Origin of the sequence: Polaromonas sp. (genome assembly GCF_012927455.1) — a bacterium.
Lineage (GTDB): Bacteria > Pseudomonadota > Gammaproteobacteria > Burkholderiales > Burkholderiaceae_C > Polaromonas.
The window spans coordinates 107,850-120,000 of sequence record NZ_JABBPE010000001.1; the positions used below are offsets into that span (position 1 = coordinate 107,850).

The 12,151-nt window shown below is 58.5% G+C and carries 8 protein-coding genes, 2 rRNA genes and 1 pseudogene (1 of these 11 running past the window's edge); 4 read left to right on the forward strand and 7 right to left on the reverse strand.

Annotated elements, in window-relative coordinates:
• Positions 1 to 17: 17 nt before the first annotated feature.
• Entirely contained in the window at positions 18 to 1,907 is a 1,890-nt protein-coding gene (locus HHJ18_RS00535; protein WP_296910443.1) for a hypothetical protein, read from the forward strand.
• A 16-nt stretch (positions 1,908 to 1,923) separates the two neighbouring features.
• On the opposite strand, the gene HHJ18_RS00540 is transcribed toward HHJ18_RS00535, so the two are convergent.
• From HHJ18_RS00540 to HHJ18_RS00560, 5 genes are all read right to left on the reverse strand, one after another.
• The gene (locus tag HHJ18_RS00540; protein WP_296910445.1) at positions 1,924 to 2,586 is read right to left on the reverse strand and encodes a Crp/Fnr family transcriptional regulator; all 663 of its coding nucleotides are present in this window, start codon (positions 2,584 to 2,586) and stop codon (positions 1,924 to 1,926) included.
• A gap of 48 nt (positions 2,587 to 2,634) precedes the next feature.
• On the reverse strand, positions 2,635 to 3,294 hold the full coding sequence (locus HHJ18_RS00545) for a LuxR C-terminal-related transcriptional regulator (RefSeq protein WP_296910447.1): 660 nt from the start codon (positions 3,292 to 3,294) through the stop codon (positions 2,635 to 2,637).
• A gap of 127 nt (positions 3,295 to 3,421) precedes the next feature.
• Complete coding sequence (locus tag HHJ18_RS00550; protein WP_296910478.1) at positions 3,422 to 4,330, reverse strand: alpha/beta fold hydrolase; 909 nt, start codon at positions 4,328 to 4,330, stop codon at positions 3,422 to 3,424.
• Positions 4,331 to 4,349: 19 nt separating this feature from the next.
• Entirely contained in the window at positions 4,350 to 5,975 is a 1,626-nt protein-coding gene (locus tag HHJ18_RS00555; protein ID WP_296910449.1) for a GMC family oxidoreductase, read from the reverse strand.
• A 39-nt stretch (positions 5,976 to 6,014) separates the two neighbouring features.
• Positions 6,015 to 6,524, reverse strand: a complete 510-nt coding sequence (locus HHJ18_RS00560; protein ID WP_296910451.1) for a hypothetical protein — start codon at positions 6,522 to 6,524, stop codon at positions 6,015 to 6,017.
• A gap of 107 nt (positions 6,525 to 6,631) precedes the next feature.
• Between HHJ18_RS00560 and HHJ18_RS00565 the strand changes: the two genes are divergently transcribed.
• The 3 genes and pseudogenes from HHJ18_RS00565 (at position 6,632) to HHJ18_RS00575 (ending at position 10,069) form a co-directional block, all read left to right on the forward strand.
• On the forward strand, positions 6,632 to 7,378 hold the full coding sequence (locus HHJ18_RS00565; protein ID WP_296910453.1) for a hypothetical protein: 747 nt from the start codon (positions 6,632 to 6,634) through the stop codon (positions 7,376 to 7,378).
• A gap of 58 nt (positions 7,379 to 7,436) precedes the next feature.
• A pseudogene (locus HHJ18_RS00570) lies at positions 7,437 to 9,118 on the forward strand (AMP-binding protein).
• Positions 9,119 to 9,148: 30 nt separating this feature from the next.
• Positions 9,149 to 10,069, forward strand: a complete 921-nt coding sequence (locus tag HHJ18_RS00575) for an MBL fold metallo-hydrolase (protein WP_296910455.1) — start codon at positions 9,149 to 9,151, stop codon at positions 10,067 to 10,069.
• Positions 10,070 to 10,484: 415 nt separating this feature from the next.
• Here HHJ18_RS00575 and rrf read toward each other — a convergent pair.
• Both rrf and HHJ18_RS00585 read right to left on the reverse strand, forming a co-directional pair.
• A 5S ribosomal RNA gene (gene rrf, locus HHJ18_RS00580) occupies positions 10,485 to 10,597 on the reverse strand.
• Between the two features lie 158 nt (positions 10,598 to 10,755).
• Positions 10,756 to 12,151 (reverse strand): 23S ribosomal RNA (locus HHJ18_RS00585) (it continues 1,483 nt past the right edge of the window).

A 12,151-nucleotide genomic window follows, 5' to 3' on the forward strand; every position in this document is an offset into this window, starting at 1 on the left:
GAACAGGCAGGCAACTCATGATCTGGAGCAAATTACCTACGGGTGAATTCACCGGTATTGACTGGGCCAAACCGGGTGCGACCAGCAGCTTTGACCCCTATCTGGTCTGGGCTGAAGCCGACAGGTTTGCGGGCTACGGTTTGACCAAACCGCCCAAGTGGCTGCCGCTGCTGATCGAGCTCGCGTCAGGTGTCAGCGTTTCGCAACTGAAAGCGGCGTCCTCGCCCAAATGGTTGTATGTGCCTCCGGTCTACAGCTCCGATGCGGCCCCTGCCGGACTGCGCTTTTGCACGGCTCGGGTCAGGTCCGCGTTCTTCAAACACAGTGGCAAAGGCGGACGCCTGCACGCGTTGGTTCAGAGGTTTGAGCTTGGCTTGCCTGGCGGCCAGCATGCAGACGACCCGACTGCGCCAGAGGCGGCGAACACGGCCGCCCCGCATGCGCTACTCCAGGGAAAGGTGATCGGCCTGATTGATGGTGGCTTCGCCTTCGCCAACACGAACTTCCTGCGTGATGGCAAGGCGCGGATCGGGTATTTCTGGCGCCAGGACAAAGAGGGGGCGGGCAAGGTGCCCCAGGCACTGGGCTACGGCCATGAGCTGACGGCAGCAGACATCAATCAGGCCATGCAACGCAACAGCTATGGCGGCATGGTCGATGAGACAGCTGTCTACCAGCACTTCAAGATGAGCATGGAGCTGAACAAGCAGTTGAACCACGGCACCCACGTCATGGACATTGCCTGTGGGCCGCGCACGGTGCTGGCACAGCTTGCCGCGTCTCCCGATGCGCCGCCCAGCTGGTCGCTGGCCACTGATGATGCCAGCCGCTGCGAGCTTGTGGCGGTGCAGCTTGATTGGGACACGGTCTTTGACACCTCCGGTGGATCGATGACCGTTCACATCATGGATGGCTTGCTGTACATCCTGTCGCGTTGCGCGCCAGGCACCAAGGTGGCGGTCAACATCAGTTGGGGCACTATGGCCGGGCCGCACGATGGCAGCTCGCTACTTGAAGCGGCGATGGACCAGCTGATAGCGCTGAAGGCCGGCGCTTTGCAAATCATTTTGCCTGCCGGCAACAGCTACCAAAGCCGTAGCCACGCTAATGCAACGCTATCAAAAGGAGATCATGTGACGCTTCACTGGCGCGGGCAACCCGGCGATTTAACGCAAAATTTCCTGGAACTCTGGATGCCACCAAGCGCCAGCGGAATTACCGTGCAGCTCACTCCGCCTGGCCATGACGGCCTCCCGCCGCTGGCTTGGGGCGAATCAGGCATCTGGAAAGGCGCTGGCGACCAGCCCCTTTGTGCGCTGATTTATCCCGAATCCGTCGCCCTTGGCGCTCATGGAACCTGTGCATTGATTGCAGTTGCGCCCACGTTTTCGGTTGAAAAGACACGCGCCACAGCTCCCAGTGGTGTTTGGGAAATCAAAATCACCAACACCGAAGCAGGCAAGGTAACCCTGGACGCCTTTGTTGAACGTGATGACGAGATCATCGGGGTACATACCGGTGCATTGCAGTCCTACCTGGAAGACCCGTACTACGACACCAGCGGAGACCCCGGATCATTTGTCGACCACCCCGACAACCCTTCACCGATACGCCGCAGTGGCAACTTCAGCAGCATTGCGGCCGGGCAGAACACGGTGTCGGTTGGTGGCACGCGGATCAGCGGTCCGCACTGGGCGCTTTATTCCCCGCAAACGCCCGACCCCGACGCGGGGCGCCCCCAGCGGCCCGGTGTGGTGAAACTTGCTGACACGGAGGCGTTCAGTGACGAAAATCCCATTTTATTTGGACTGAACGCGGCAAGCACCCGAAGCAGCGGCGTCGCGCGGCTGGTCGGCACAAGTGATGCGGCCCCGCAAGTCACGCGAAAAATTTTTAACGCGCTATGAAAAAGGCTTTGTCGCCCTACCAGCGCGCAGGCAGCTTCCTGAGCATGGTAATGCGCTTGCTGCCCATCTCGATGTACTTGCCTCTTTCGAGGTCTTTGAGCAGGCGGCTGACCATTTCACGCGAGGCACCGACGCGGTTGGCGATGTCCTGGTGGGTGATGGGTTCGAGCGTGATGCCGGCCTCGCCTTCGCGCACCAAGACGCCGTCGCGCTCTTCGAGCACCGCGATCAGCCGGCCATAGACGTCGAGCAGCGCAAGACTGCGTGCGGCCTCGGTGGCGGCGCGGGCGCGGCGTATTACCTGCACCACCAGACTCATGGCAAATTCGGGTGTATGTGCCAAATGCTCGCTCACCTGCGTCCGGCTAAGTACGGCACAGGTGCTGGGCTCCAGCGTCATGACGGACGCTGAACGGGCACCACCGTCGAGCGACATTTCACCGAAATAGTCGCCTGAATAAATAGTTCCGAAGGTGATTTCGCGCCCGTTTTCATTCATCGAAAACACCTTGACACTGCCCTTGAGCAGCACAAACAGGCTGTCGCCGGTGTCCGCTTCATTGATCAGGATCACCTTCTTGGGATAGCCGTGCACCGTGCCGCGCAAGGCGAGCGCGCTCAATTCCGGAGACAGGTTGGCGTACAGGCCGGCTGCGGAAAGTGTGTTCGAACTCTTCATGCGCGTAATCTAGCACGTTGCCCGACTCCGGAATACCGCCCAGCTTGCCTACGCCGGTGACAAAGGCCTCAACGGCGGCAAAATCGCTACCCGATTCACCAGCTCGCGAACACCGCTGCTGGCGGTCTTGAGGCACAGGCTGCGCACATGGCTGCGCACGGTAGAGACGGCAACGCTCATTTGCCGGGCGATCTGCGGTGTGCTCAGGCAGTGGCTCAAAAAGATCAGCACCTGCTCTTCGGTGCGGGTCAGGCCATGGCTGCGGGCAAATGAGCCAAAGACGGCGGACTCGCAGACGCCGGCGCGCGACAAAAACACGGCAATGCGTTCGCAGCGCCGGCCCGCCTGATGGCCCAACGGTACCAGTGCCAGCGTGCACGCTGCGGCGCCGGCCGACAACTCGACGAGGCCGCGCAGGCCTTCCACGGCGTGGTCAAAAGCTTTTTTGAAGAGCTTGCTGTCGGCCGCCAAAACGACCTTGAGCTCGCCCCGATGAGCCTGTAGCACGACAGCCTGGGTCAGTTCAAGGCGGGCCGCGTGGTTGGCATGAAGAATCCAGCTCTGGGCGCTGACGACCAGCACGCCGTGGGCCAGTTCGTCAACCAGCAAGGCCAGCAGGGCCGGCCCGCCATCCGCAGCCGTTTCGCTGACGGGCGGTGCCGGGTCGGACTCCTGAAAATCGGCATCTTGCCGCGATTGCAATGACACGGGGCGCTCCTTCCTGTTTCAGAAGAAGTCTAAAAAATCGCCTCCCATGGGGCAAGTAACTAGGCCCATCCAGTTTTGTGTGAAATTAACATGCAGATTGCGAGAGACACGACCAGGTCGGCAACGCTTAAGGCAAGGGGGCGTCCAGCAAAGCCAGCGTCTCGGTTATGACCAGCGGCAAGAACGCCAGCTGCACATGGGCGACGCCGCGCACCAGCCGGTTCCGCGCACCGGGCAGGGTGGCGTTGGCGCTCGGGAACACGATATTGTCGCAATTGGAATACCAGCAGGTGAAGAGCGCATGCCGGTCTGGGGGCATGTCATGGTCGAGTTGCGCCTGCCAATCGGACAGCAGACGCATCTGGCGGGCGTTGTGGCCATGGCCAAAGCGCGCCAGCCAGGTGCCGCGGTGCGGCGTGCCCAAAGTCACGACATGGTGCACGCGCGCTTCGGCCTGCAGGTGCTTGAGCCAGGCGCGGGCGGCCAGCCCACCCATGCTGTGGCACACCAGCAGCGGCGCCAAGCCGCTGGCACGCGTGACTTGCGCCACCGCCTCTTCGATCTGCGGCGCGTAGTCGTCGATGGAGCCAAGCACCGGCTCCAGACTGACGGCGACGAAGGCGTGGCCGCCGCCCTGCAAACGCTCGAGCCAAGGTGTCCAGAAACCACGGTTGCAGAACAAGCCATGGACGAACACCACGCCGCGCCGCCCGTGCAGCAACTCTGGCGGCGCAAGATGGTCGGCAATGGCATGGGCGCGAAACGGCTGACGCCAGCAGAACACCGGCGGCGCTGCCAGTACTTCACCGAGCCAGGCGCCCAGCAGCTCCTGGCCGCTCGGCCGGGTGGCTGCATCGCTTTGGCCGACCATGCTCAGCAGTATGAATTCGATAGCAAGAAAGCCTGTGTAGGCGAGCGCAATCGCCGCAAAACCGCCTACGGCCAGCCAGGGGGCAGTGCGGCCAAAGTAAAGCAGCCAGCCAGCGGCCGCAGCGAGCAGGCCGAGGGTGATGAGTTTTTGCAGATGCGCCAGCATGGATGGAAAACGGTCGCGGTCAAGCCAGCGTGACGTCACGTCCGCCCAGTTTTTTCGCCAGCCCCTGCGCCAGCCGGTTGACCACACCGTAAACCGACAGTTGCGGATTGGCGCCAATGCTGGTCGGAAACAGCGAGCCGTCGTGAATTGAGAGGTTTTCCAGTTGCCAATGCACACCGTCGGGCCGCGTCACGCCCTGCCGCTCGGTGCCGGCCAGGCCGCAACCGCCCATCACATGCGCGCTTACCAGCTTGACCAAGCGCGGCCTCATGGGCAAGGCTTGCAGCGCCTTGCGCGCCTGAGCCCACGAGGTATGGGGCACAGCCATTTCGTGCAGCGGCAACACCTGCCTGGCGCCGGCAGCAAACTGGATTTCCATCATGGACAGCAACGCGCGACGTGCGCCGTCCAGCACGTAGTCGCTCAGCGGGTAGTCCAGCACAGCAGAATCGTCCGCGCGCAACTTGACTTGGCCGCCGGGCGCCTCCGCATGAAAACCGTCGCGCAGCAATGCCAGCAGCGTGTGGTTGTGCGGGAAAGAGCGCAGCAAATCAGCCTGGCCCTGGCCAAAGCCAGGTACGGTGGAGGCAAAAATCACCGGATGCAGCGGCGGCGCTTCGAGCTTGTAGCCGATGGGGCCGTCGATCGCCTGGGTTTGCAGAAAATGGTCGGAGTAAACGCTTTGCGGCGCGCCGTTCCAGGCCTCGACTTTTTGCGCAAAGACGCTGGACGACATCACCACCGGATGCAAAAAGGTTCTGCTGCCTAGCTGGCCGTGCGGATCAGGCGCGCCTGAGCGCAGCAACACGGCCGGCGAGTTGATGGCGCCGCCCGCAAGCACATAATGCTTTGCTATTATTTTTATAGCTGTTTGCGCCCGTCCTGATTGGGCCAGAGCCCCATTTAGCTCCACAACACGGCAAATCAGGGCGGTAACCCGGCCGTTGGCCAGCTCGAACCTCTCGGCGCGGGTTTGCGTCAACAGCCGCGCACCCTGCTCCAGCGCGGCCGGAATGGTGGTGACCAGCATGGACTGCTTGGCGTTGGTCGGGCAGCCCAGACCACACGAACCCAGATCCCAGCAGCCCTTGACGTTGCGCGGGATCTCGGCGGTGGCGATGCCGAGTTGCGCCGCGCCCCGCCGCAATAAATCGTTGTTCTCATTGGGCACTTGCAGCCAGGGCAAGATGTTCAAGCGCTGCTCGGCCTGCGCGAAGTAAGGTGCCAGGTCTTCGGCGCCGTAAGCGCTCAGCCCAAATTTGTCTTGCCAGAACTGCAGCGTGGGGGCCGGCGTGCGAAAGGAACTGGTCCAGTTGACCGTGGTGGAGCCGCCGACGCAGCGGCCCTGCAAAATGTTGATGGCCTGGTCTTGCGTCTTGCGGGCAGCGCTTTCCTGGTAAAGCGAGGGGTAGGCTTCGGACTCTTTCTGGTTGAAGTCGCTACTGCTTTTGAGAGGCCCTTCCTCAATCATCACGACCTGCAGCCCGGCCTTGGCGAGCAGTTCGGCGGTGATGCCGGCACCGGCGCCGCTGCCGATGATGGCCACGTCGCAGATGATTTTTTCAGGTGGGGGACCAAGCGCGCCACCGAAGATTTTCCAGCCGCGTTGCATTCCGTCCTTGATCGGGTCTTTGATTTGACTCATGCTGCTTTCAATGGATTTCAGAGGGTGCCCGGATGAAGATTAGATTTTCCGCGGTCCGGGGTAACCCAGCAGGGGCCAGCTGGCCGGATCCGAAAAATACGCGTCGGTGCTGATGTCGTGCAAGGCGGCATAGGCCTGCTGACGCAGGGCCAGCGTGGACAGGCGCATGCCTTGAAGCGCTTGCTGGATGTCGGCCACAGCGGCCTCGCGCCACGGCTGCCTAAGGCGGGCGAAGGCGCGACGCCCCGGCGTGCTGCCCAGCAAGGACAGCAGCTGCGACAGCTCGGCTTGCGCGTGCGGCGGCAGCGCCTGCACCAAGACATCGATCCGGGCTAGCAGGCCCTGAAGTGCGATCTGCCGCGCAGCTTCTGCATCAGGCAAGCTTTTGTCGAGTGCGGCGCGACCGACGGCGGCAAATACCTCACGGCCGGTTGCGCTCAAGGCACCGCTTGGCAACAGCGCAGGCTGCAGCCAGGCCACGGCGCCGCCGGCCACTGCCAATACGGCAGCGGACGTCAAACCCAGCAGGAGCAGCGTTCTTCTTTGCATGCGTGAAGTTTCGCATGGGGTTTTGACATGGCAATAGCTCGCATTTCATGAATTGAACTGAATTGAACCCGATTGACCTGAAGGAGCCAGATAAACTGCAGTCCTCTATGGACGCCTCCGCATACCAGATTCATAAGGCTTTGCAGACGGTATCGCAACTGCGCCAGCAGCATGCGGCCGATCCGGCCTTGGCTCAAGCCAGCGCAGCCATCCGGCGCTTTCAGGCGCGCCGCTTTCAAACCAGCTACGCCGACCTGCTGCACAGCCCGCGCTACAAGGCAGCGGCCGCCTTTTTTCTGCAAGAGCTGTACAGCGACAAAAACTACGCAGAACGCGATCAGCAGTTTGCCCGCATTGCCAATACCATCACCAGAATCTTTCCGCAAAGCGTCGTCAACACGGCAGCAGCGCTGGCCGAAACGCATGCCCTGACGGAGCAGCTCGATGATCTGATGGCCCGGCAGTGGCTGGCCGACAGGGCGGAGCACCCGCAAAGCAGCGAGTGCGCCCGCTACATCCGCTGCTGGCGGGGAGTCGGCGACGCTGCCGTCCGGCAGCGGCAACTCGATGTGGTGCTGCAGCTTGGGCAGGCACTGAACCGTTTGACGCGCACTGTGGGGTTGCGCACCTTGCTGAAGATGATGCGGCGCCCTGCGGCGGCGTCCGGCCTCACAACGCTTCAGCAGTTTCTGGAATCTGGCTTTGACGCGTTTGCCGACATGCGCGGCGCGGAGGACTTCTTGCAGGTGATCGCTCAGCGCGAATCGGCATGGATCCGGTCGCTGTTTGATGACGACGTTGTCTCCTGCGAGACCCGGTTGATGCATTTGCTGGCTTCCGACGCGGCGCATTAGGACAAGCCCGCTAGAGGTTCGGCGCCGCGACTTTCACAATGAGCCCTAAGGAGCTTTCATGGAAAAACATTGGCTCAAGAATTACCCCGATGGCGTGGCGCACGAGATTGACCCGGAGCCCTTCGGCTCGCTCAATCAGCTGATCGAAAACTCATTTAAGAAGAATGCCGACAAGCCGTTTTCGGTCTGCATGGACCGGTGGATGACTTACGCGCAACTTGACAGTTTGTCGTCCGCTCTGGGCGCCTGGCTGCAGAGCCTGGGACTGGAACCCGGCGCAAGGGTGGCGATCATGCTGCCCAATGTGCCGCAGTTTGCGGTGAGCATGGTGGCCGTCTTGCGGGCGGGCTACACCTGCGTGAACGTCAACCCACTCTATACGCCGCGCGAGCTGGCGCATCAGCTGAAGGACTCCGGCGCCACCACCCTGATAATTCTGGAAAATTTCGCCGCCACGCTGGCGCAAGTGATTGATCAGACGCCCGTCAAGCATGTCGTGGTGGCGTCCATGGGTGATTTGCTCGGCTTCTGGTATGGCCGCTGGATCACCTTCGCCGTGCGTCATCTGGCCAAGCTGGTTCCTGCGTATAAACTGCATTTGAGCCAGGGCCGCTCGGTCACCCCTTTCAATCGCGTCATATCGCCGAGGGATCTCTCCAGACACTCAAGCCTTCGCACAATAATTTGGACTCAATCGCATTTTTGCAATATACCGGCGGCACCACGGGACTGTCTAAAGGCGCAGTGCTCACGCACCGCAACCTCGTCGCGGCGATTTTGCAGGCGGGGGCATGGTTTACGCCCGCGCTGCGGCGGGTTGATGATGTCAGCAAGACCAACAACATTGCGGCCTTGCCTCTTCACCACATCTTTGCACTGACGCTCTGCCTGCTGGTGATCCGCTGGGGTGCTCATTTAACGCTGGTACCCAATCCCCGCGACTTCGGCAAATTCATAGCGGTGCTGACGAAACGGCCTTTTCACATGCTACCCGCAGTCAACACGCTGTTTAACGCCTTGCTACAGCACCCGCAATTCAAAACGATTGATTTTTCCAGCCTGTGCGTGTCGCAAGCCGGCGGCATGGCAGCCTCTGAAGGTACGGCCAGGCGCTGGCTGGAGGTCACCGGTTGCCCCATGATTGAGGGTTGGGGCATGAGCGAGACCTGCGCGATAGGCACCAGCAACCCGGTGACCAGCACTGAGTTTTCAGGCACCATTGGTTTGCCCTTGCCGAGTATTGAAATCAGTATCAAGGATGACGACGGAAAATCCCTGTCGGTGGGCGAGCCTGGTGAAATCTGCATCAAGGGGCCTGAGGTGATGACGGGCTATTACCGCCAGCCTGCGGAAACCGAAAAGGCCTTTACCCACGACGGCTTCATGCGTACCGGCGACATTGGCGTAATGGATGCGCGCGGCCACACCAGAATCATTGACCGCAAAAAAGACATGATTATTGTTTCGGGTTTTAATGTGTTTCCCAATGAGCTTGAGAACGTGATTTCTTTGTGTCCCGGCGTTCTCGAATGCGCTGCCATAGGCATTGCGGACGACCAACAGGGTGAATCCATCAAGGTTTTTATCGTGAAAAATGACTCGACGTTAACTGAAGACGCCGTGAGTGCCTATTGCAAGCAGCATCTGACGGGCTACAAGCGCCCAAGCCATATTGAATTTCGCGATGACTTGCCCAAGACGAATGTCGGAAAAATCCTTAGACGTGAGTTGCGTGCTTAGATCTGACGCCTTTTGCGCGAGGGCTTTCTGATGGGTGTGCCAGATTTACCTAACGGGCTGCACGTTTTCGAACGTGGCTGGCTGTCGGCGAACAACATTCTGTTCACTGATGGAGATGAAACCTTGATGGTCGACAGCGGCTATTGCACTCACGCTGCACAGACCGTTTCCCTGGTTGAGTCCGTTCTGCGCGAGCGTCCGCTGGATGTTCTCGTCAACACCCATTTGCACAGCGATCATTGCGGTGGCAATGCGGCTTTGCAGATCCGTTATCCAGAACTCGAAACACTGATTCCGCCAGGCCAGGCACACCATGTCGCTCACTGGGACCCGGTAGCGCTCATTTATTTGCCAACAGGTCAGCTTTGTCCCGAATTCAAATTTGATCAAACGATTCAGCCAGCAACGCAAATGCGATTTGGGGCTACCCATTGGCAAATCCATGCCGCCGCCGGGCACGATCCTCACTCACTGGTTTTTTTCGAACCTGCTGGCAAGATCCTGATTTCCGCCGACGCTTTATGGGAAAACGGATTCGGCGTGGTATTTCCCGAACTCGAGGGGGACGATGCCTTTACCCAAGTCGCAGCTACGTTCGATATGATCGAACGTCTGGAGCCAAAAACCGTCATCCCCGGGCATGGGTCGGTCTTCACCTATCACCCTGAGATTTTGGCGCGTGCGCGTCAGCGCTTGGATTCGTTTGTCAGAAATCCGCTCAGGCACGCGCATCATGCGGCCAAGGTATTGCTCAAGTTCAAATTGCTTGAGACACAGCGGCAATCTTTTGATGAATTTACAAATTGGGCCACGGCAACCCCGTATTTCATGCAGATCAAGACGAAATTTTTCGCGGACGCTCCGCTTCGCTTCTGGATTGACCAGCTATGCGCGGAATTGGTAGCTGCCGGCGTGGCCAGGAAAGAAGGAGCGTACATCTTGAACGCCTGAGTGAGTCGCGCTGCTTGGCGACAATTACCTTGTCCGGCGTGTTGCGCCACTAAGAAATGTTACTCGATAGTTTTTTAACGTTTTTCTTTTGCTTTCTCCCTTTTTCTATAATCTAAAGATCGCTAAGGGAGTCAGTTTCTGCCGGCAGGCAAGACTGTTAGCGCCGATTTAATACTGACCCCCCATGTGGCCAGTATTCAATTGGCGCTAACATCGCCAACAGTCAGATTGCAGAATTACTGCCTCATCGCTGCAACCTGCTTGGCGTAGCTGCTGACCGCCCCCACTGTCGCGACGACTGTGGCATCAATGTGTGTTCGCCACCCTATTACTTTAAATCAGGTATTGGTATTATCTAGCGCAAAAGAAAACACCCAGTTGATCAAAAATCAACTGGGCGTTTCTTGCTGTAAGAGCCTGACGATGTCCTACTTTCACACGGGAATCCGCACTATCATCGGCGCTAAGGCGTTTCACTGTCCTGTTCGGGATGGGAAGGAGTGGTACCACCTTGCTATGGTCATCAGGCATAACTGTTTGAGCGATTGTCTTGAAAACAACCGATCGGATTCATAGAGCAAATCAGCTTTAATTTAGATAGTTGCGCAGTCCGTTGGGACTACGTCTTTTGAATGCGTCAACTTAGCATAACAACCTTGACTAATCGTTGAGACTGTCAAAGTTATAGGGTCAAGCCGCACGAGCAATTAGTATCAGTTAGCTTAACGCATTACTGCGCTTCCACACCTGACCTATCAACGTCCTGGTCTTGAACGACTCTTTAGGGGGCTCAAGGCCCCGGCAGATCTAATCTTGAAACGAGTTTCCCGCTTAGATGCTTTCAGCGGTTATCTCTTCCGAACTTAGCTACCCGGCAATGCCACTGGCGTGACAACCGGTACACCAGAGGTTCGTCCACTCCGGTCCTCTCGTACTAGGAGCAGGCTTCCTCAAATCTGCAGCGCCCACGGAAGATAGGGACCAAACTGTCTCACGACGTTTTAAACCCAGCTCACGTACCTCTTTAAATGGCGAACAGCCATACCCTTGGGACCGGCTACAGCCCCAGGATGAGATGAGCCGACATCGAGGTGCCAAACACCGCCGTCGATATGAACTCTTGGGCGGTATCAGCCTGTTATCCCCAGAGTACCTTTTATCCGTTGAGCGATGGCCCTTCCATACAGAACCACCGGATCACTATGTCCTGCTTTCGCATCTGCTCGACTTGTCAGTCTCGCAGTTAAGCACGCTTATGCCATTGCACTATTATCACGATGTCCGACCGTAACTAGCGTACCTTCGAACTCCTCCGTTACACTTTGGGAGGAGACCGCCCCAGTCAAACTGCCTACCATGCACTGTCCCCGATCCAGATAATGGACCTAGGTTAGAACCTCAAACACACCAGGGTGGTATTTCAACGTTGGCTCCACCCGATCTAGCGACCGGGCTTCAAAGCCTCCCACCTATCCTACACAGATCTGTTCAAAGTCCAATACAAAGCTACAGTAAAGGTTCATGGGGTCTTTCCGTCTTTCCGCGGGGAGATTGCATCATCACAAACATTTCAACTTCGCTGAGTCTCAGGAGGAGACAGTGTGGCCATCGTTACGCCATTCGTGCAGGTCGGAACTTACCCGACAAGGAATTTCGCTACCTTAGGACCGTTATAGTTACGGCCGCCGTTTACTGGGACTTCAATCAAGAGCTTGCACCCCATCATTTAATCTTCCAGCACCGGGCAGGCGTCACACCCTATACGTCGACTTTCGTCTTAGCAGAGTGCTGTGTTTTTAATAAACAGTCGCAGCCACCGATTTTTTGCAACCTCATTGGGCTCCCCAAGTAAATGGTTCACCTACTAAAGGCACACCTTCTTCCGAAGTTACGGTGTCAATTTGCCGAGTTCCTTCTCCTGAGTTCTCTCAAGCGCCTTAGAATACTCATCTCGCGCACCAGTGTCGGTTTGCGGTACGGTCGTGTGTAGCTGAAGCTTAGTGGCTTTTCCTGGAAGCAGGGTATCACTCACTTCGGCTGCAAGCAGCCTCGTTATCACCCCTCATCTAAGCCCGGCGGATT

Coding starts and splice junctions, on each gene's coding strand:
- HHJ18_RS00535 (WP_296910443.1), top strand. CDS start 18: ATGATCTGGAGCAAATTACCTACGGGTGAATTCACCGGTATTGACTGG.
- HHJ18_RS00540 (WP_296910445.1), bottom strand. CDS start 2,586: ATGAAGAGTTCGAACACACTTTCCGCAGCCGGCCTGTACGCCAACCTG.
- HHJ18_RS00550 (WP_296910478.1), bottom strand. CDS start 4,330: ATGCTGGCGCATCTGCAAAAACTCATCACCCTCGGCCTGCTCGCTGCG.
- HHJ18_RS00555 (WP_296910449.1), bottom strand. CDS start 5,975: ATGAGTCAAATCAAAGACCCGATCAAGGACGGAATGCAACGCGGCTGG.
- HHJ18_RS00560 (WP_296910451.1), bottom strand. CDS start 6,524: ATGCAAAGAAGAACGCTGCTCCTGCTGGGTTTGACGTCCGCTGCCGTA.
- HHJ18_RS00565 (WP_296910453.1), top strand. CDS start 6,632: ATGGACGCCTCCGCATACCAGATTCATAAGGCTTTGCAGACGGTATCG.
- HHJ18_RS00575 (WP_296910455.1), top strand. CDS start 9,149: ATGGGTGTGCCAGATTTACCTAACGGGCTGCACGTTTTCGAACGTGGC.